Origin of the sequence: Nostocoides vanveenii (assembly GCF_039531165.1) — a bacterium.
GTDB classification, from domain to species: Bacteria; Actinomycetota; Actinomycetes; order Actinomycetales; family Dermatophilaceae; genus Nostocoides_A; species Nostocoides_A vanveenii.
Genome location: NZ_BAAAPN010000029.1, coordinates 40,465 through 60,683 on the forward strand (window position 1 = coordinate 40,465; position 20,219 = coordinate 60,683).

18 protein-coding genes are annotated in these 20,219 nt (G+C 69.5%); 9 read left to right on the forward strand and 9 right to left on the reverse strand.

Annotation, left to right across the window (positions count from 1 at the left end):
• Window positions 1-13: 13 nt before the first annotated feature.
• Window positions 14-988, reverse strand: coding sequence for an endonuclease/exonuclease/phosphatase family protein (locus ABD209_RS05660; protein ID WP_344063331.1), 975 nt, complete (start codon window positions 986-988; stop codon window positions 14-16).
• A complete protein-coding gene (locus ABD209_RS05665; protein WP_344063334.1) occupies window positions 988-1,494 on the reverse strand; it encodes a low temperature requirement protein A in 507 nt (168 codons plus the stop codon). The genes ABD209_RS05660 and ABD209_RS05665 overlap by 1 nt, the downstream gene beginning before the upstream one ends.
• Before the next feature lie 294 nt (window positions 1,495-1,788).
• Here ABD209_RS05665 and ABD209_RS05670 point away from each other — a divergent pair, with 294 nt between their 5' ends.
• Entirely contained in the window at window positions 1,789-2,658 is an 870-nt protein-coding gene (locus ABD209_RS05670) for a crotonase/enoyl-CoA hydratase family protein (RefSeq protein ID WP_344063337.1), read from the forward strand.
• Window positions 2,659-2,793: 135 nt separating this feature from the next.
• A complete protein-coding gene (locus ABD209_RS05675; protein WP_344063340.1) occupies window positions 2,794-4,833 on the forward strand; it encodes an NAD(+) synthase in 2,040 nt (679 codons plus the stop codon).
• A 5-nt stretch (window positions 4,834-4,838) separates the two neighbouring features.
• Here ABD209_RS05675 and ABD209_RS05680 read toward each other — a convergent pair whose 3' ends face one another.
• From ABD209_RS05680 to ABD209_RS05690, 3 genes are all read right to left on the reverse strand, one after another.
• Window positions 4,839-5,264, reverse strand: coding sequence for a pyridoxamine 5'-phosphate oxidase family protein (locus ABD209_RS05680; RefSeq protein ID WP_344063343.1), 426 nt, complete (start codon window positions 5,262-5,264; stop codon window positions 4,839-4,841).
• 87 nt (window positions 5,265-5,351) lie between these two features.
• A complete protein-coding gene (locus ABD209_RS05685; RefSeq protein WP_344063346.1) occupies window positions 5,352-6,023 on the reverse strand; it encodes an LmeA family phospholipid-binding protein in 672 nt (223 codons plus the stop codon).
• A 12-nt stretch (window positions 6,024-6,035) separates the two neighbouring features.
• Window positions 6,036-7,391, reverse strand: a complete 1,356-nt coding sequence (locus tag ABD209_RS05690; protein WP_344063350.1) for a saccharopine dehydrogenase family protein — start codon at window positions 7,389-7,391, stop codon at window positions 6,036-6,038.
• A gap of 155 nt (window positions 7,392-7,546) precedes the next feature.
• On the opposite strand from ABD209_RS05690, the gene ABD209_RS05695 reads away from it, so the two are divergent.
• The 7 genes from ABD209_RS05695 to ABD209_RS05725 all read left to right on the forward strand — a co-directional run bounded on the left by ABD209_RS05695 (window position 7,547) and on the right by ABD209_RS05725 (window position 14,114).
• Window positions 7,547-7,837 (forward strand): hypothetical protein, encoded by a 291-nt coding sequence (locus ABD209_RS05695; protein WP_344063353.1) that lies wholly within the window; start codon window positions 7,547-7,549, stop codon window positions 7,835-7,837.
• 38 nt (window positions 7,838-7,875) lie between these two features.
• The gene (locus ABD209_RS05700) at window positions 7,876-9,126 is read left to right on the forward strand and encodes a cupin domain-containing protein (RefSeq protein WP_344063356.1); all 1,251 of its coding nucleotides are present in this window, start codon (window positions 7,876-7,878) and stop codon (window positions 9,124-9,126) included.
• A gap of 254 nt (window positions 9,127-9,380) precedes the next feature.
• On the forward strand, window positions 9,381-10,463 hold the full coding sequence (locus tag ABD209_RS05705; protein ID WP_344063359.1) for a sucrase ferredoxin: 1,083 nt from the start codon (window positions 9,381-9,383) through the stop codon (window positions 10,461-10,463).
• Window positions 10,463-11,110, forward strand: a complete 648-nt coding sequence (locus ABD209_RS05710) for a DUF1345 domain-containing protein (RefSeq protein ID WP_324387667.1) — start codon at window positions 10,463-10,465, stop codon at window positions 11,108-11,110. Before ABD209_RS05705 ends, ABD209_RS05710 begins: the two co-directional genes overlap by 1 nt.
• Window positions 11,111-11,165: 55 nt before the next feature.
• Entirely contained in the window at window positions 11,166-11,630 is a 465-nt protein-coding gene (locus ABD209_RS05715; RefSeq protein ID WP_344063362.1) for a hypothetical protein, read from the forward strand.
• Window positions 11,627-12,391 carry an HAD-IA family hydrolase gene (locus ABD209_RS05720; RefSeq protein ID WP_324387671.1) on the forward strand — a complete coding sequence of 255 codons (765 nt, stop codon included), beginning with the start codon at window positions 11,627-11,629 and terminating at the stop codon, window positions 12,389-12,391. The genes ABD209_RS05715 and ABD209_RS05720 overlap by 4 nt, the downstream gene beginning before the upstream one ends.
• 73 nt (window positions 12,392-12,464) lie before the next feature.
• Window positions 12,465-14,114 carry an FAD-binding dehydrogenase gene (locus ABD209_RS05725; protein WP_344063365.1) on the forward strand — a complete coding sequence of 550 codons (1,650 nt, stop codon included), beginning with the start codon at window positions 12,465-12,467 and terminating at the stop codon, window positions 14,112-14,114.
• Between the two features lie 137 nt (window positions 14,115-14,251).
• Here ABD209_RS05725 and ABD209_RS05730 read toward each other — a convergent pair whose 3' ends face one another.
• The 4 genes from ABD209_RS05730 to ABD209_RS05745 all read right to left on the reverse strand — a co-directional run bounded on the left by ABD209_RS05730 (window position 14,252) and on the right by ABD209_RS05745 (window position 20,217).
• Entirely contained in the window at window positions 14,252-14,842 is a 591-nt protein-coding gene (locus ABD209_RS05730) for a bacterial proteasome activator family protein (RefSeq protein ID WP_344063368.1), read from the reverse strand.
• A 107-nt stretch (window positions 14,843-14,949) separates the two neighbouring features.
• Window positions 14,950-15,888 (reverse strand): acyl-ACP desaturase, encoded by a 939-nt coding sequence (locus ABD209_RS05735; protein ID WP_324388461.1) that lies wholly within the window; start codon window positions 15,886-15,888, stop codon window positions 14,950-14,952.
• Window positions 15,889-15,947: 59 nt separating this feature from the next.
• Window positions 15,948-17,183: an MFS transporter gene (locus ABD209_RS05740; RefSeq protein ID WP_344063372.1), complete on the reverse strand. Its 1,236-nt coding sequence runs from the start codon at window positions 17,181-17,183 to the stop codon at window positions 15,948-15,950.
• A 190-nt stretch (window positions 17,184-17,373) separates the two neighbouring features.
• The gene (locus ABD209_RS05745; RefSeq protein WP_344063375.1) at window positions 17,374-20,217 is read right to left on the reverse strand and encodes an FtsX-like permease family protein; all 2,844 of its coding nucleotides are present in this window, start codon (window positions 20,215-20,217) and stop codon (window positions 17,374-17,376) included.
• Window positions 20,218-20,219 lie beyond the last annotated feature (2 nt).

A 20,219-nucleotide genomic window follows, 5' to 3' on the forward strand; every position in this document is an offset into this window, starting at 1 on the left:
CCCTGACGCGCGCTCAGCCGACTCGCAGGACGGCCCGGATGCCGAGGTGGTCGGAGCCCGGCACTCGCACGGTCTCCACGGATTCGGCGTACACCTCACCGCGCAGCAGCGTCTGGTCGAGCCCCAACAGCGCCGGCACGTATGCCCGGTCGGCCGGGTAGGTGCGCAGCCACCCCGCTCCTGCCTCGTCGGCCGCGTCGCGCAAGCCGGCTTCGTCGCGCATCCGCCGGATCGTGACGTGGTCGGGCGTGGAGTTCAGGTCGCCGATCACGACGAGGCGGGCGCCGGCATACGTCGCTGCCTCATCGGTCATCAGCCGTGCTTCGCGCAACCATCCGGTGCGGCTGATCGGCGGATTGACGGGATGCCCGGCCAGGAGACCGAAGCTGCTCGCCTGTCCCGGGTCGACCACGGCCAGATAGGTGCCGAATTGCGTGGGCAGGGTGCGCACGAGCCGCAGCGGCCGGCGCGCGAAGATCACCGAGCCTTCGGCCCAGGCCCCCACGCGGCCCACGTGATACGGGAAGCGCTCGGCCCATCCCCTGCCGGCAAGCGCGGCCTCGGTAGACCTGTCGTATTCCAGCAGGACGACGACATCGGCGTCCTGCGCGGCGCGCGTCAGGGCGTCCGGATCCGCCGCTCCACCAAGCACATTCACCGACAGGATCGTCACTCGTGGCCCGGTCAGCGGCCGATCGTCGGCGCGGTAATAGGGCGCGATCCACGCCGCGTGCCAGGCGGCGAGCGCCAGCGCGACCCCCACTGCGACGACCCGCCGCCGACCGCGCAAGACGACCCCGCCCAGAGCGGCGACCAGCATCCAGACAACCAGCCCGTATGCCGCGAAGCTCGCCACCAGTCCGGCGCCTGGCAGTTCCTGTGCCCGAGGCACCGCTCGCAGCGAGGTCAGCACCGAGCCCAGTCCAGCCAGGCCGGCCAGCGCAATCCCCGCGACCACCCGACGCGCCCGGCTCGTCAGCCCCTGCACTACCTCTCGGCTCCGAGTGGTCGGCGCGTCAGTCCGTCGGTGGACAGCAGGCGCACACCACGCATCCGGCGTCGTGCGCCGGTCGACCGCTCGGCGAGGGCACGCGCCTGGTGTCGGTGGCCGTACAACTCATAGGCCACGACGACCAGGGCAGGCGCGAAACACAACACGATCAGCGCGACCGAGATCGGCACGTGGGCTGTCGCCATCCAGACTGACGTGAGGATCACCAGGCAGGTTGCCGTCACGGTGATTGGGTGGACCTTGTCCGGCGAGCGGAACAGGAAAGCCCAGAGCGAGAACAGCGTGATGACGAAAACGAGCACCGGGATCGCGACTGCCAGCACCGCACCGGTTTCCCCGATGAGGCGATAGGGCCAGTCGTCGGTGTGGTGGGCCGAGGCGAACCAACTGAAGTTGATCCACGCCCAGGTGATCCCGAAGATGGCAAAGCAGAACCCCGCGACCCCCGCCCACGTATGCCCGGCCGCCACCAGGTGCGCCATCTCGTTGCCGGCGTTGCCGAAGGCACCACGAAGGTCAGGTCGAAGAGCAGCTCCAACGGCGTCGCCGCTCGCCCCTTCTCCTCCGGGTCGCGCCCGGTCATCTGCCTTATGCCGTGCGCCACCGTGCTCGCGCTTCGCTCGGCGGGCGTGATCTGCGTGGGTGGGGTCATCGTGTCCTCACGTTGGTTGCAGTCGCCGGCATTCTAGCCGATCGTTCCGGTATGCCGTTCGGCCGGTGTGACGTGAGCTACCCGCGGCCGTGAGTGGGCAGGGAGCGTGCCTACGATGCCCGGCGTGTCTGCTGAAACGTCCTCCGTCGAAACCGGGCCAACACCTACCGCGCCCGCAACCCCTGGGGGCGCACCAGGTGCTCCAGTCCTCACCTGTGAGATCGCGGACCGGGTCGCGTACGTTCGGCTCAACCGACCGGACAAGCGCAATGCCCTGTCCACCGAGTTGCTGCACGAGTTGCAGCACACCGCCCACCGGCTGGCGAAGGATCGAACATTGCGCGCCGTCGTCCTGGCCGGCACCGGCAAGGCGTTCTGCGCCGGCATCGACCTGAGCGTCCTCGCCGATGCCAAGGGCAGCTTTGTCAAGGGGTTCCTGCCGCGGCCGTGGCGGGGCACGAACCTCTTTCAGGAGGCCTGCTGGGCCTGGCGCCGGATCCCTGTCCCGGTGATCGCGGTCGTCCACGGCACCTGCTTCGGCGCGGGGATCCAACTCGCGCTGGCCGCGGATTTCCGGTTCACCACGCCGGACGCGCAGTGGTCGGTCATGGAGAGCAAGTGGGGTCTGGTCCCCGATATGTCCGGCGTGCACGCCCTCTCGCAACTCATACCCATCGATATCGCCAAGCGGCTGTCGATGACCGGCGAAATCATCTCGGGGGAGCGGGCCGCCCAACTAGGTCTGGCGACGGCGGTGGCGAGCGATCCGCATACGGCCGCGGGCGAGTTGCTCGATGCGATCCTTGTGCGCTCGCCCGACTCGGTGGCCGCGAGCAAGCGGATCTTCGACGACACCTGGCACGCCGGCGCCCGCCGCACCTTCGCCCGGGAGCGCGCCGAGCAGGCCCGCCTACTCTTCGCGCGCAACACCGCGATCGCCCGCAAGGTGGCGACCGGCGCGGCCAAGCCGGACTACGCCCCGCGCCCCCGCTGACTGGTCGCCGGGTGCTCAACCAGGGCCGACTCAGCACACGTGAGGTGACGTCCAGCAGGGTCTACCCTGCTTGAGGTGACCTAATCCCTGCCAGCAGAGGTTAGGTTCGGGGGCGCCGCGCCTAGGATCGCGGCTATGGAGTTTCGGTCGGCCTACGCCCATGGTTTCGCCCGCGTCGCGGCGTGCACGTTGCCCATCAAACTCGCCGAACCGGCCGCCAATGCCGAGTCCTTGCTCGCCCAGGCGCGCGCGTGTGACGCCGACGCGGTCGCTCTCGCCGTCTTCCCCGAGCTCTGCCTGACCGGCTACTCGCTCGAGGACCTCTTCCTCCAGGACCCGGTGCTCGACGCCGCGGAGGATGCACTCCACCACTTCGTCGCTCAGACCCGAGACCTGCTCCCGGTCATCGTCATCGGTGCGCCGCTGCGCAATGGCAACCGGATCTTCAACTGCGCCATCGTCATTCACCGGGGCGAGATCCTGGGTATCGCACCCAAGGCCTACCTGCCGACCTATCGCGAGTTCTACGAGCGGCGCCATTTTGCTCCGGGCGATGATCAACGGCGTGCGTCTATCGCGTTGCGGGGCAAGGAGATTCCCTTCGGCACCGACCTGATCTTCCGGGCCCGGGATCTCCGGGGCCTGTCGATCCACATCGAGGTGTGCGAGGACATGTGGGTGCCGATCCCGCCAAGCGCCGAGGCGGCCCTCGCTGGAGCGACCGTGCTCGGCAATCTCTCCGGCAGCCCGATCACCGTTGCCAAGTCGTATGACCGCAACCTCCTGTGCGAGTCGTCCTCCTCGCGCTGCAACGCCGCCTATGTGTATGCCGCTGCGGGAGAAGGGGAGTCGACCACCGATCTGTCTTGGGACGGGCAGACGATGATCTATGAGATGGGGACGCTGCTCGCCGAGACCGAGCGCTTTCCCGACGGTCCTCGGCGCAGCGTCGCCGACATCGACCTGGACATGCTGCGTCAGGAACGGATGCGGCAGGGCACCTTCGATGACAATCGCCGCACGCACGCCGCGCGGCTTGACTTCCGCACCGTCGACTTCGCTCTTGACCCCCCCGCGACGGACGTGGGGCTGCGGCGCAAGGTCGACCGCTTCCCCTTTGTCCCCGACGAGGAGGACCGCCTCGCCCTGGACTGCTACGAGGCCTACAACATTCAGGTCAGCGGGCTGGAGCAGCGCCTGCGTAGCATCGGCCAGCCGAAGATCGTCATCGGCGTCTCCGGTGGCTTGGACTCCACGCACGCGCTGATCGTCGCGGCCAAGGCGATGGACCGTCTCGGCAGGCCGCGCAGCGACATCCTCGCCTTCACCATGCCGGGCTTCGCGACGAGCGACCACACCAAGAACAATGCGACCGCCCTGTCCGAGGCACTCGGTGTCTCGTTCGAGACCATCGACATTCGCCCCGCAGCGACCCAGCTGCTGACGGACATGGGCCACCCCTTCGGCCGCGGTGAGCCGGTCTACGACGTGACCTTCGAGAACGTCCAGGCCGGCCTGCGCACCGACTACCTCTTCCGGCTCGCCAATCAGCGTGGCGGGATCGTCCTGGGCACCGGGGATCTGTCCGAGCTCGCGTTGGGCTGGTGCACCTATGGAGTCGGCGATCAGATGTCGCACTATGGCGTCAACTCCGGCGTGCCCAAGACGTTGATGCAGCACCTGATCCGTTGGGTGGTCACCTCGGGACAGTTCGACGCGGCCGTGGGCGAGATCCTCACGTCGATCCTCGACACCGAGATCTCACCTGAACTCGTGCCGAGCGCGGACGGTGAGACGCCGCAGAGCACGGAGGCAATGATCGGCCCCTACGCCCTCCAGGACTTCACGCTCTATCACGTGCTGCGCCGCGGCTATCGGCCGAGCAAGATCGCCTTTCTCGCCACGCACGCCTGGTCCGATGCAACCGCGGGGGAGTGGCCGCCGAGTTACCCGGATGCCAAGCGCACGGCATACGACCTCGCGACCATCCGCCATTGGATGACGGTCTTCGGCAAGCGCTTCCACGCTAACCAGTTCAAGCGGTCGGCGCTGCCGAACGGGCCTAAGGTGGTCCGCGGTGGCTCACTGTCACCGCGTGGTGATTGGCGTATGCCGTCCGATGTCTCGGCGCGCACCTGGCTAGGCGAGCTCGAGACAAACGTCCCGAGCGCGTAGCGCGCCTACTGCGAGCGCATGTGCGCCCATGGCTTGTGGAGCGCGAAACGGCGTCCACTCATTTCGCTGACCGTGATAGCGACAACGACGAGCTTCGTGGTCGCGACCCACGGACGCAGCGGCAGGTGGTCGACGGCGTCCGCCTCGTCGCCTTCGAGGGTCTCGGCGCTGCCGCGCAGGACGACGCTGGTGGCTTCGGTGTCGGTGAACTCGTCGGCCTCGAAGGCGACGTCATTGTTCATGGTGACCCCGAGCAGCTTGTTGCCCTCGGCGGTGCGGAAGATCAGGCGCTGGCCGTCCACGACATAGTTGACCGGGGTGATGTGGACCTCGCCAGCTAGGTGGAAGGCGAGCCGACCGAACTCGTGCTGCCCCAGGAAGTCCCAGCATTGGTCCTGGGTCAGATCCGTGACGGGGTTGTCGTCGAGCATGTCTCCTCCTGGTCAGCGATTCGTCGGCCGGTGCGTCTCCCACGCTAGTCCCTCGCGGCGAGGCGTCCCAAGCTGGGCGACGTGCGGTCAACTGCTGCTGCCGGCGATTGTGACATCGGTGCCTTTCAGCGTGGCCCGAAAGCCATTGGGCCCCACGGTGACTGCGGTCAAGCGCAGCCCGGGCGGCAGACCCTGAACACTCTGGCGCACCGTCACCAACTCGCGGACCACACCGCTGAGCGCGTCATTGATCACGCCGGGCATGCCGATATCAATGGTCTGCGGCACGATCACCAGATCGCCACCCTCCGCGCTGACTTTGCCGGTGGCCCGGATCGTCAGATCCTGGCCGAGGACAGTGGCCGTGCGCGCAACTGCCGCCAGTCCGCCGCCGGCGTCGTAGAGGCGCACATCATGGCCGACCTGCTCGGCGGCCACGGCGAACGGCAAAGTGGCGACGAGCGTCACCGCGCCCACGCGCAAGCCGGCCTTGGTGACGCGCACATTGGTCCCGGTGGCGTGCACATCGCGCAGCGGGCCGTCCGGCGTCACCAGCGCCGACGACGTCAGGTCGACATCGCCGAGCCAGGTCTCGTCCGGGGAGAGATCGGTCGGTGGCTCACTTGGGCTCACCCCCGGCCCCATCGGGGCGGCGTGCGGGGTCGTCGAGCCGACCGAACCGAGTCGGCTCGCGGCGACGAAGCCGAAGACGACGACCAGCACGAGCATGGTCGCCATCCCGGCTAGAAACCGCTTCATTGCCGTATGCCGTCAGCTCGCGTCCGCGCGCGCGTCACCGGCCGTGGTGGCGTCTGTTGTCGTCGCGTCTGCGCTCGTCGCGTCGGTCTCGGCGGGGTCGAGACGCTCGGTGGTGAGCGTGAAGCCCTGGATGCGCAAGCGCTCGGCGAGGACATCGCCCATGGCGGTTGCCGGAGTCAGCACGCCCGCGCGGTCGGGCAGGGTGTCGAGAGCCAGGCACAGCGCGGACTGACCGAGCATGATCGCCGTGCCCGAATAGCCGGGGTCCGCCTTCGCGGCGACCGTCGTGCGATAGCGCGCGCCCGTGGTGGTGGTCGATTCGATCTCCATGCGGAACCGGCCACGGCCCTGCGCCTCGACGCTCGGGCCCTCGCCCGGCTTGGGGAGCACCCGGTCGAGAATCGTCCGCGTAGGCCCGAACGACATCCCGCCGGCGACGCCGAGCAGGCCCGCGGTAAAGGCTCCGGCCATTGCCGGGGCCATGACGGAAGTGCCGAAATCCATGACCTCCTGATAACGGAAGCCACGGCCGTAGGCATGGCCGAGCAAGGCATTGCTGCGTCGCACGATCCGGGTGTTGAAGGAGGCCATGACGAAGGGTCCGGTCCAGTGCCCGTCGGCCGTCCGGCGCACGGGCAAGGCGCCTGCAACGCCCTTGAGAACGTCGATCGGTGAACTGGCCTTGGCGCGCTTCGACCCGCCGCGCGAGGGTTCGGCGCCACGGTCGGGGCTTAGGCCGTAAGGGTCGGCGACGATCTTGCGGTCGCTGGCGTTCGCGGCGCTCTCGATGGCCTGCGTTCGCATCGAGTCGATCGTGCCGCCGCTGAATCCACCACGCAGTTGACGCACGTAGTTGACGGTCTGGCCCAACTCGCCCTGCCCGTCGGCGGCCGCGCGCTCCGCGGTCAGGAGTACACCCAGGTCGGACGGGATGGAATCGAAACCGCAGGCGTGCACGACCTTGGCACCACTGGAGCGGGCTAAGTCGTCGACGCCGTCCGCGCTGCGGCGCACGAAGAGCACCTCACCGGTCAGGTCGGCATAGTGCGTGCCCGCCTCGGCGCACGCTCGGACCAAGGGCATGCCGTATTTGGCGTAGGGACCCACGGTGGTCACGACGACCTTGGTGCTGGCCGCGAGGCCCGCCATCGCCGCATCGTCTCCGGCGTCGGCAACGACGATCGCCCACTGCGCAGCCTCAGGGCCGAGTCCGCTTCGGACGGATTCGAGCTTGTCGCGACTGCGTCCAGCGAGCGCGATGCGCACCTCGGGTGGTGCGGTCTTGGCCAGATGACCCGCGGTCAGTTTGCCGACGAAGCCAGTGGCCCCGAAGAGAACGATGTCGTAGGTGCGTGCGTCTGCCGTCATGGCGCGAAGTCTAGGTCGGGCCACCGACAGGGCTCCCGGCCTGGGCATTGTCTCGATTGCCCAGCGCCTTATCCGCCGCATCGATCGCCGGGCCGGTAGACATTGAGGTGCGCCGCGGGCGCGAGCACGATCCCACCCAATGAAGGGAGCAGACGATGAGCAGTGCACCGGGCGAGGGCACGGATGTGCCTCTGGAGACCATGGAAGAGGAGTCGCCGGCAGTGGCCGGTCTGAGCGCCGACGGTGGCGCCGGTGTCGGTGGTGACGGCGGGGCTGACGGCGGCGCGGATGGTGGTGCCGACGGCGGCGCGGACGGCGGGGCTGACGGCGGGGCTGACTTCGGAGCCGATGGCGGGGCTGATGGCGGTGGCGATGGCCGTGCTGACGGCGGTGCGGATGGTGGTGCCGACGGCGGCGCGGATGGTGGCGCGGACGGCGGAGCCTGAACGGCATACGGCAAGGCGCGTCCGATCGTGACGACGACGTGACCGACTTCGCAATGACCGGCGGGACGGCGGGCAACCGCCGTCCCGCTCTGGCGCGCCTATTGGCGATCAGCACCGACGAATTCGCCGAGAAGTACTGGGGAAGCGCCCCGAAGCTGTCGACGGCCGCCGAGCTCGGCGCGGCCTTCGACGATCTGTTCAGCAATGACGCCGCCGACGAACTCATGGCAAAGCGCGGTCTACGGACGCCCTTCCTGCGTGTTGCCAAGGACGGCCGCACGCTCGGCGACGCCGAGTTCACAGCACCGGGCGGGGTCGGCGCTGCCATCCGTGATCAGCTCAGCGACGATCGCCTGTTGCGGCTGTTCGCCGACGGGTCGACGCTCGTCCTGCAAGGCCTGCACCGTACGTGGGGGCCGCTCATCGACTTCGCCGGTCAGCTCGGCACCGATCTCGGGCACCCGGTCCAGGTCAACGCCTATGTCACGCCGGCGCAGAGCACGGGCTTCAGCTCGCATTACGACGTCCACGACGTCTTCGTCATTCAGATCGCCGGCCAGAAGCGGTGGCAGATCAGGCAGCCCGTCCTCAGCATGCCGCTGCGCACCCAGCCGTGGGAGCAGCGTCGCGCTGCCGTCGCCGAGGCCGGGCAGGAGAAGCCGCTCCTGGAGGTGACGATGTCGCCGGGAGATGTGCTCTATCTGCCCCGCGGCTATCTCCATGCCGCGACCGCGCTGGGCGAGATCAGCACGCACGTGACCATCGGCATCCACGCCTGGACGCGTCACCACCTGCTCGAACGACTGATCACGTATGCCGTGGCTCGCCTCGCGGACGACCCGGAAGTCCGCCGCTCCTTGCCGATCTCGGCCGACGCAGGCCACGCCGACCGCGTGCCCGCGTCCGACTTCGAGTCCGTCCGCGAGCGACTGATCGCCGTTCTCGCCGGCGCTACGCCGGCCGATGTTCTGCCGCAGACCGAACTCGCGCACCGGGCTGCGCAGCGCGCCGCTCCGGTGGCGCCCATCGCGAGCGTGGTGGCCGCGGGTGCCCTCGGCCCCGACGACATCCTTACGCTGCGTCCGCATCTCGCCGCCGTGCTGACCGAGCCGAATGCGGACGGGGCCGCCGAAGTTGTCAGCCGCGCCGGCCAGTTCGCCGTCGCCGCCGGCGAACTTGCTGGTGTCGAGCAGTTGCTGGCCGGCGGCACAATCGCCGTGCGGGAGAGCGGGATCGACCTGGCCCGCCGCCTGGTGCTCGGCGGGATCGCGACCGTCGTTCGACGCTAGCTCGACACCACCCAGGGCTGAAGCTTCACCGTCGAGCGCGCACCTACCGCGCATCGGGAGTGCACTCGGACACCGAAATCGCCCAGGAGCCCCAACACGCGGAGGCCGAATGCCCGGAGCCGCTCGATGGCTGTCGACGGGGGCAAGGGCTAAGGCCGGGATAGCCTCACGGGATGAGCGCGAGGACGACATCTCCGGGGCCCGGGGATCGTCGCGAACCCTGCTCAAACGGCGCCCGCCGGCGCCCCGACCCGTTGATCGCCTCAGCCCCCCCGACCCAGCGCTGGCTGCTGCTGGAGGTCCCGGCCGCCTGGTCGGAGAAGGTCCTCAACTCCCGCGACATCCGTGGTGCCCGCGAAACGCTGGCCGGGATTGTGGAGCGCCGGCACGGGCGGGTGCTCTTCGTGCGACGGCCCGGCCGGCGACCAACCGGCGCCAACGCCTCGGAGGGACCTGCCGGCACAGTGGGGGTCGATCTCGCGAGTGGGTCGCGCATGTCAACCGGCGCCAACGTCCGGGAGGGAACTGCCGGAACAGGGACCTTGGACGGACCATCCGGGGCCATCGCCCCGGACGGACCTGCGGGCGCCGGCCATGCCACCGAGGCGGGCGAGCGCACGTGGGTCGTCGTCGACGCGGCGACCGGGACCGAGTCGGCCGGTCACTGGACTTCGGCCGATGGCAGCCGGCCCGCCGACCTGAAGGACGCGATCGCCGCCTTCGATAGCGACGGGCCGCTGGCCCTGCCGGCGACCACCCGCCTGCTGGTGTGCACGCACGGCACGCACGATCAATGTTGCGCCGTCCGCGGCCGACCGGTTGCCGCCGCCTTGGCGACCGAATGGCCCGAACTGGTCTGGGAATGCAGCCACCTCGGTGGGGATCGCTTCAGCGGCAATCTGATCGTCCTGCCGACCGGCACCTACCTCGGCCATCTCGACGCGGCCTCGGCCAATGCCGTCGCCCGTGAAGAACTGGCGGGACGCACCCCGCCGGAGCACCTACGGGGGGTCGCGACCCAATCCCCAGTGGTCCAGGCGGCGGTCACCGAAGTGCTGCGCGTCTTCGGCCCGTATGCCGCCCACCTCCTGCGCGGCCGCGTCGTGCCCCCGGCAGCCTCCGCTCCCAGCACCGACAACCTCGCCTCGGACGAGGTCGAGGTGCTCGTCACTGGCCACCCACGCGCCGAACGGGTGCGCGTCCGGGTCACGCGCGTCGTGCTCCCGCCGGCGCGACGCGCGTGTCTGGCCGACATCGAGAAGGTCGCGATCACGCATACGGCCATGCTTGCGGACGGCACCGACAACTCTCTCCCCACCGATCCCCTGGAGCGCTGATGACCGAGAGCGGCGACCCCCTTCCCAGCTCCGCGACCACCCGCCTGCTCGGATCACTCGTAATCGGCGTGCTCGCCGGCGCCGTCATCGGCGTCCTTTTCGACACGGCCATCGGGCTGCTGGCCGCCGTGACGGCCGGCCACGGGGCGTTCGTGGCCTGGGGGTGGGCGACGCTCTGGCCGATGGACGCCGACTTCACCCGCCGCAACACCCGCCGTGAGGACGTCCGCGCAAGCGTCGAGGAACTCATCGTGGTTGTCGCGGCCATCGGTGGGCTGGTCGCGATCGGCGTCCTGGTCCTCCTGGGCAATTCGGCCGCCGCCCAACTCGCCGCCGCGCTCGCCCTGGCCGGCGTCTTCATGGCCTGGGCCAGCCTGCACCTGATGTATTCCGCGCGCTATGCCCGCCTCTATTACGCCGACGACACCGGCTCCGGAATCGACTTCAACCAAAAGCAACCGCCCGCTTACCGCGACTTCCTCTACTTCGGCTACAACCTCGGCATGACCTATCAGGTCTCCGACACCGCGGTGACCAACCCGGCGATCCGTTCGGTGATCCTGCGCCATTGCCTGCTGTCCTATGTCTTCGGCGCCGTCGTCCTTGCCAGCACCATCAACGTCGTCGCCTCCATCGTCGCCAAATAGCGTGGCCGGGCGCGTACCGAACCACCCGGGCGGGCCGAGACGGCATAGTTGCCGTATGACCGAGTTCACCGAGTCCGAGCACGACACCATCCGCTTGGGAGCCTTCGGGGCCATCGCCCTGGTCTCCAAGGCCGACCCCGGGTTTTTCTCGACCTTCAAGGAGTCGATGGCCGGATCCCAGGCCCTCGCCGCCGCCCCCGAGTCCGTGCGCGACCTCCTGCGCGGTGGGGGCTTCGTCAGCCCGCCCCGCGGCACCCCGGAGCAGGTCGACGCCGAGGTCCTGGACACCCTGCGCCAGGCGACGGCGCTGCTCGATGCCAAGGACCCGGCAGCTGCGGCCGGCTATCGCGAGGTCATCCGGGCGGCGAGCGATGCCGTCGCCAACGCCTCGAAGGGCGTCAGCGACGAGGAGCGCGCCGTGATCGCCCGGATCGAGGCCGCCCTGACCGCTGCCGTCCCCGCGGACGCTGCTGGGCCGACGGCGGACGCCGCGCTGCCGCCGGCCGATTCGCCGGCGTGACCGCCGGGCAGTCGTCGACTGGCTCGCCGGATGTGCTGACCCAGGAGCCCGAGCCGGACCGCTCGCCGCCGCTGATCGACGGCCTCGACGCCCTTGTCAGTCGCGGATTCGCTGCCGTCTTGTTCGACCTGGACGGCACGCTTATCGACTCCACGCCCTCGGTCGAGCGCAGTTGGGCGACGTGGGCCGGCACCTACGGGCTGACCCTGGCCGACCTGCAAGGCTGGCACGGTGTCCCGGCGCGCGGGCTGATCGCGCACTTCCTCCCGCCGGAGCAGCACGCCGAGGCCGAGCAGGCGATCACCGACCTGGAGATCGCTGATGTGGAGGGCATCGCCGCCCTGCCGGGGGCGGCGTCCTTTCTGGACGCGCTGGCTGGCACCGGACGATCGGCGATCGTCACCTCGGGCGTTGATCGCCTCGCGCGGGCCCGTATTCAGGTCAGTGGCCTGACGGCCCCCGATGTGGTCGTCACTGCCTCCGATGTTGTCCACGGCAAGCCCTCGCCGGACCCGTATGTCCTTGCGGCACAACGCCTCGGCGTCGACCCCGGCGCTTGCCTCGTTGTCGAGGACGCACCCGCCGGCCTCGCGGCCGCGCGAGCCGCGGGGTGCGCCACCCTGGCGGTGACCACAACCACGGCGTATGCGGATTTGGTCGCCGACCCGAACGCGGACGCGGTGGTGCCCACCCTGGCATACGTCCGCGCGGTGGTCGGCGACGACGGGGTGCGGATCGTCAGGAGCGACCTGACGACCTGAGCACCTGCCGCCCTGGTTACCAAGGGGAAGACACGTCTCTCGTGCCCTCCTACCCGTGGGTAATATCAACGGTATGGACGCGGACCTCATCGTCGTCGGCCACGGTTTGGCCGGCTTGGTCGCCACGGCCGAAGCAGTCGCCGCGGGCAGCCGAGTCGCGCTCGTGGATCAGGAGAGCCAGGCCAATCTCGGCGGTCAGGCGTTCTGGTCCTTCGGTGGTCTGTTCTTCGTCGGGAGCCCCGAGCAGCGGCTCATGGGGATTAAGGACAGCGTCGAGTTGGCTTGGCAGGACTGGTGCGGCACAGCGGGTTTCGACCGCCCGGAGGATCATTGGCCGCGCCGGTGGGCGCGGGCCTATGTCGAGTTCGCGTCCGGCGAGAAGCGGTCCTGGCTCGCCGGGATAGGCATGCGCTGGTTCCCGCTGGTCGGCTGGGCGGAGCGCGGCGGTGGGCGCGCCGGGGGTCACGGCAACTCGGTGCCGCGCTTCCACGTGACGTGGGGGACCGGCCCCGGGGTCGTGGCTCCGTTCGAGGAGCGGGTGCGTGCGGCGATCGCGACGGGCCGGGTGGTGCTTCACGACCGGCACCGCGTCGAGGAGTTGATCATCGAGTCCGGCCGAGTGGCCGGCGTGCGCGGGGTGCGTCTGACGCCCGACGCCGCCGCCCGCGGGGTGGCCAGTTCGCGTGAGCCAGTGGGGGATTTCGAGTTGCGTGCGGGAGCGGTCGTCGTGACTTCCGGCGGCATCGGAGGCAACCACGATCTGGTGCGCGCTCAGTGGCCCGCGCGCCTCGGGACGGCGCCGGCGAGGATGCACACGGGCGTCCCGGCCTATGTCGACGGAAGCATGCAGCCGGTGGTCCAGTCCGCCGGCGGACGGCTGATCAACGGTGACCGGATGTGGCACTACGTCGAGGGCATCGAGAACTGGGACCCGATCTGGCCAGGGCACGCGATCAGAATCCTCGGCGGGCCCAGCTCGCTGTGGCTCGATGCCCGCGGGCGGCGCCTCCCGGCGCCCCTCTGGCTCGGCTATGACACGCTGGCGACGCTAAAGCACTTGCGGCAGAGCGGTTTCGACTATTCCTGGGTGCTCACCAATCGGGCGGTCGCCGGCAAGGAGTTCGCGCTCTCGGGGTCGGAGCAGAACCCGGACCTGACCGGTCGTTCGATCCCCGCCGTGCTCAGGCGCGCGCGCACCGAGGTCGGGCCGGCGCTGCAGAACTTCCTTGATCACGGCGTGGATTTCCTGCAGGCCGACGACATCGCGACGCTCGTCGCGAAGATGAATGGGCTCGCCGGCAGCACCCTGTTGGACGCCACCGCGATCGAGCGCCTGGTCCGTGACCGCGACGCCCAGTTGGGTAATCCCTTCGCCAAGGACGCGCAGGTGGTCGCGCTGCACAATGCGCGCGCCTATCGGGGCGACCGGATCAGCAAGCGAGCCTTCCCACCCCACGCGTTGCTCGACCCGGCCTATGGCCCGCTCGTTGCCGTGCGGATGCATGTGCTCACCCGCAAGAGTCTCGGCGGCATCGAGACCGACCTGGGCGCGCGGGTGCTGTCCGTCACCGGAGACCCCGTTCCCGGCCTGTATGCCGCGGGCGAGGCGGCCGGCTTCGGCGGCGGTGGCGTGCACGGGTATGCCGCGCTCGAAGGCTCGTTCCTCGGCGGCTGCCTGTTCTCGGGGCGGGCCGCCGGCCGGGCGGCCGCCGCCGACACCTGATCGTTCTCAGCCCGGGTTCAGCCCCTGCCCGGCGCGGCGGGCCGCCGGATCAGAGGTATTGGCCGGTGCCACAGTCCTCCGGTCGCGACCGCATCAGAGGTGCTGGCTGGTGCGAGCGGCCTCCGGTCGCGGACTGATCAGAGGTACTGGCCGGTGCCACCGGCCTCCGGCGGGCCGCCGGGGCGCATCGGCATACCGGCCTGGGGGGCCTGCGCCTGCTCACCCGTCGCCGCGGGGTGACCGGGTGGCAGGGCATGGCGCATCTGCTGCAGTTGCGCTTGCGCGGCCATCTGCTGCGCGACCAGCGCCGCCTGGATGCCGTGAAAGAGGCCTTCGAGCCAGCCGACCAGCTGGGCCTGGGCGATGCGCAGCTCCGCATCGCTCGGCGTGGTCCCGGCCCCGAAGGGCAGCGCCAGCCGGTCGAGTTCGTCGACGAGCTCTGGGGCGAGGCCGTCCTTGAGTTCGGCGATGGAGCGCTGGTGGATCTCGGCCAGGCGCGCGCGGCCGGCCTCGTCCAGCGGGGCGCTGCGAACCTCGTCCAGCAGTTGCTTGATCATTGAGGCCACGCGCATCACCTTGGCCGGTTGTTCGACCAGGTCGGACGGGTTGCGCCCGCCGTCGCCCGACTCGACGACGCCCATGCCCTCGGGGGTCAGAACGACGATCCGGTTGCCGTCATCGGTGCCCATCGTCCGGGGGGCCGAGTCCTCACCTGGCGATTGCGTCATAGCCCGTCATCTTGCCACCCGTCCCCGGCCGGGGCCGCTACCGCCGCGCGGCAGGGCGCCGACCGACTGCCCGGGATGCCGGTGTGCGATCCGGGGGTCAGGCTGCGTCAGCCGATGTTCATCCGGGACTTCAGGGTGTCGCGCTTGTCCTCGAAGCGGGACGCCTGCTTGTCCAAGTCGGCCATGAAGGCATCGAGCTCGGTCCGGGCCTGCTCGCCGTCGGCGCCCAAGCCCTCGACGTCCCAGATCTTCCAGAAGCGCAGCACGGGGGCGACGACATCGTCGTGGTGCGAGCGCAGGTCGTAGATCCCGGCGACGGCGATCTCGACGGCCTTGCGCTGGAAGCCCGGGATGTCGGTGCCGGGCATCTGGAAGCCGGTCACGACATCGCGGATCGCACACATCGCCTGGTCCGGGGCCAGTTCCAGGGCCGCCCCGAGCAGGTTGCGATAGAAAATCATGTGGAGGTTCTCGTCGGCCGCGATCCGCTGGAGCAACTGTTCGCACATCGGGTCGTCGGTGTATTTGCCGGTGTTGCGGTGCGAGATCCGCGTCGCCAACTCCTGGAAGCTGACATACGCCAAGGAGCGCATCATGTCGCCGGAGTGGCTGGAGGTGTAGCCCGTGCCCATGTGCGTCATCCGGAAGCGCTCCAGCTGGACCGGGTCGACGAGCCTCTTGACGGTCATGTAGTCGCGCATCGCGATGCCGTGCCGGCCCTCCTCGGCAGTCCAGCGATGCACCCATTCCCCCCACGCGTCGTCGCGACCGAAGATGATCGCGATCTCGTGGTGATAGCTGGGCAGGTTGTCCTCAGTGAGCAGGTTGACGATCAGCGCGGACCGGGCGACATCGCTGAGCGGTGCGTCGTCTGGGCTCCACGGCTCGCCCCCCATCAATCCGTCGAAATTGCGGCCGTCCGACCACGGGATGTAGTCGTGCGGGAACCACTCCTTGGCCACCTTCATGTGCCGGTTGAGCTCGCCCTCGACAACCTGGTCGAGCTCACGAAGCAGGTCGGTCTGCGTCCATACGGTCGTGCTCATCTGCCCGCCTTCCGGATCGAGCGCCACCCGCGGGCAGCATTCCCTTTGGTTGACCCACGCTAGCGCTCGGAGGCCACGCCGCGCAGCGACGACCCCCAGCCGTATGCCGCGGCGAGCCCCCCGATTGCGACCATCAGCACCAGCGTGCTCGCCAGTCCCAACCACCCGACAAGGGCTCCTGCGGCCAGGGCGCCACCCGTCCAGCCCACGCCATAGGACAGCATGCGTCCCGCGGTGTTGACCCGGCCCAGGAGGTGCTCGGGAGTCACCTGCTGGCGATAGGTGAGGGCATTGATGATGACGACTTGATAGGCGACGCCCCAGGCGATCATCAGCGAGGTGGCGAGCATCCAGTGTCGGCTGAGCGCGACGGCGACCCCGGCTGCGGCCGAGGCGGGGATGAAGGCCAGGGTCACCCACGCGGTTGAGCGCTTTCGCAACAGCCGGGGCGTGAGCGCCGCGGCGATGATCCCGCCGATTCCCCAGGCCGCGAACAACATGCCGAATCGCAGACCGGATGTTCCGATGTGGAGGAGGCGATCGGCATACGGCACGGCGAGGGCCATGAAACCGGCGCCGGCCATGGACTGCAGCATCCCGATCACGGTCATCGCCCGCACGCCGGTGTGGGCCCAGAGGAAGCGGAGGCCCTCGCCGACATCGGCGCGGATCTGGCGCGCCGAGAAGGCGGGAGCCCGCGAGCGATCCCCCGTCATCGGGCGACGGATACTGCCCAACAAGACGGCCGAGGCGACGAAGCTGAAACTGTCGATCAGGAGCAGGTCGGCGGGATGGACGACGGCCAGCGCGATTCCGACGGCCATCGGCACCGACAGATCGAGCACCCCGCCGAAACCCCAGATCGCGGCATTCGCCTCGCCGATCCGGTCGCGCCCGACGAGCGTCGGTAGTGCCCCGAAGGCCGCCCCATCGAAGAGGGTGAACATTGCCTGGCTGACGAAGGCCGCGCCGAGCACATGGGGAATCGTCAGCACGCCGGCCTCATAGGCGATCGGGACCGAGGCGATCGCTGCGGCACACACCAGGTCGGTGCGAACCATCAGGCGTTTGCGGTCGAGCCGGTCGGCGAGCGCGCCGGCAAAGAGCCCGAAGAGGACGTAGGGGAGCCCCTCGAGCACGGTCGTCAGCGCAGTCAACGCCGGCGAGGCGCTGACGCGATAGATGAGCACCGGCATGACGACCGCGGTGACCAGCGACCCCATGACCGACACCTGCCGGGCGCCCCAGTAGCGGACGAAGTCGCGGTCGTCGCGCAGGCGGGTGGGGGCGGTCACGGGGTCACTCAACCATCCGTGTCCCCCAGGTGGTGGACTTGTCGCCCGCGCCCCGCGTTTCTACGCTACGAGTGCGGCTCCCGCACCCCCGTGCGGCCCGCCGCCACGTGCCGAACGGATCGTGCGGCGCGCGCCCGGTGAGGGGGGATGCGCGCTGCACGATCCGTTCTCGGCTCAAGGGTGCGAGCGGTCAGTTGCCGCGCCGAGTGACATGGGGCGCGCGACGGATGCTCGCTGCGGCGATGGTGGCCGCGATCAGGGGGACACCGAGCACGATGATCAGGATCGGTAGGACCGGAATGCCGATCGTCGGCGCGACCTTGTGCGGCCCGAGGTCGTCCCACCACGTCGTCGTGGTCGGCCAGGCGATCGCGACGCCGGCAACCAGTCCGATCGCGATACCGAGGAGTCCACCCAGGAGCGCGACGGTGGCGGCTTGGGCGGCGGCGAATCGCCGACGGGTGCCCTTGGTTGCCCCGACAGCGGCGAGGGTACCCATATCGGCCTGTTGCTCGGCAAGGGCGAGCGCGGTGCTGATCAAGGTGACCGTGACCAGCAGAAAGCCGGTGATGCCGAGCACGCCGAGCATCAGCCACTTGTCGGGTCGCTCGTAGCCACGCTCGACGTTGACACCGGAGTTCGCGAGCTGCTCGGCGACCTTCTTCTGGTCGGCCTTGGTGATTGCTCCGCGCGTGTCGTAGACATGCAGACTGCTCGGCGCCGTCTGCAGGTTGATATCGCCCGCCACCTCGGTCGGGATCACCAACCCGGTGCGCGATTCCACGGCCGCCCGCTGGTAGGCCGATTCCGAAATCGCGATCGCCGGCACCTGCTTGGTCGTGGTGACCTTGGGGTCGGACTGCGTGCCGGACTTCGGGTCGTTCGTGGCCGAGCCCATGGCGAGGGTCACGGTTCCGCCTTTGATCAGGGCTTCGTCGCCCACGAGCACCGCGCCACCGGCAACCGCGGCCGCATCGGCTTTCGGCAACTGCAGGCGCCTGGCGATCTCGGCGGCCGGAACCACCGTCACGCCATATCGCGTGGCACCGGGCAGATAGCCGATGGAGGTCACCGTGCGACACGGATCCGCAGCGGGCTGTTCCGGGGGTGGGGCACTGCCGTCGTCCAGCTGAGGAAGCGCCTGGGCTGTGCTGCACCCAGGTGGGACGACAACGACGAAGGGCTCGCTCGTCGGTGCCGTGTTCCCGGTGTAGTCACCCTGGACCGCGCGTTCCTCGACGACCCGCCAGGTGGGCGCCAGGGTGGTGATCTGCTTGATGAGAGTCGGGTATTCCGACTCGGCACTCCACAGGGTGCCTTCCCCAGCAACCGTCTGTGGCTGGTAATGCTTCGCTTCGAACCGGGAGTTGCTCTCCAGGGCGATCGCGAAGGTCGCCAGGAGCGCGGCCCCTGCCATCAATGCGGCCACCGTAGGGGCGGAGCGGTGACGTTGCCGGGCGGCATCACGCGTCGCCATCCGAACGGCCACCGGGAAGCGACCGGCCAGCCGGCCGGCCCACACCAGGCCGAGCGGAATCACGCAGATCGCGCCCCCGACGAGCCCGAAAACCCCGGCGACGCCGGGCGCCGTGGCATTGGCCGTGACGGCGAGGAAGAGCCCGGCAGCGCCGAGGGCGAACAGGGCCAGGCCGACGAACGGCAGGATGCGGTTGTGCGGGGGCGAGACATTCTGCCCCTTCATCACGCCCACGATGTCGAGGCGGCCAAGCCGCAGAGCCGGGATCATCGCGGCCGTCAACGCGGCGAGCACCGCGCAGATCAGCACGATGATGACCGCGATCATCGGGATGTCGAAGGGACCGACCAGCGTCGACCACGGACGGATGCCGCGCCATACGGCCGCCCCCGCCGCCACCGAGGCCGCCCCCAGCGCGGCCCCAGCAACGGCGGCGAGGACGCCGAGAATGAGGGCGCCGGCGAGCACCGAGCGGCGCAGTTGCCGCACTTCGGCGCCATTGCTGGCGGCGAGCGCTAGCGACCGGCGCTGGCGGCCGGCGCTGACCGCGAAGGCCGGGCCGACGAGCAGGGCGGTGACCAAGAAGAGCACGGCGCCGAAGATGGCGGCCATCACCTTGGTCTCGGTGTCCATCTGCCGCTGGGCGTCATATCCCTGACCGGGCATTTCCGAGGCCGGCGGGGGGTGCGCCACGACATCGGCGCTGGTGATCGCCAATCCGTAACCGTTGAGCTTGCGGACTTCCGCCCAGCTCATCGGCGTGGAGCGTTTGACGATCCACGAGGTGCTGTAGACATTCCGCTCGTCCCACGCGGCCGTTGTCATGGCATAGGGCATGCCCATGTCGGTGTCGAAAACGTCCGCGATACCCACGATGGTGATCTGCCGCCGGGTTTCCCCGGCGTTCAGCTCAAGCGTGCCGTCTCCGGGCAGCCCGTTGTGCAGGCCGGCGGGGGTGACGACGATTTCGTCATTGGACGCCGGCCACCGACCGGAGACGAGGTGCAGCTTGGGGCCGAGATCGACGCTCGGGTCGATGAACATCACGGTGCCGTATGGCCGCCGCGTCAAGTCGGTCCATCGGAACTCGCCGGTCTGCACCGGGACGAGCGTGCCGGGGACGATAGCGCCGAGGGCCTTGGTCCGTTGCGCCAGCGTGCCGTCGTCGGTCAGGCCCGGAATGCGCTTGGCCGTGGGCGGATGCTCGGTCCCGTCGGACGTTGACCAGCTGTTGTTGCCGTCCACCCCCTGTTCGACGACATCGGGGGAGATCCCGAGGATGATGGCCTGGCCGTTGCCGAGCAGCCAGGGCAGTTTCTCTGCGGTGCTGCGCGTGCTGGTGCTGGCGAAGGTCAGTCCGGCGACGATCAGGCCGACGGGCAGCGCGACCATGATCAGCACGAGCACACTGCGGCCCTTGTAGCGCAGGGCGTCGCGACGGGCCATCTTCAGTGAGACCCGCCAACTGGCCAGCCAGCGCTGGAAGCGGCTGCCCGATCGGCTCGGGGGTGCAGGTGCCTCGGGCGCGGCAGGACGCTCGATGATGGAGGTGGTCACGG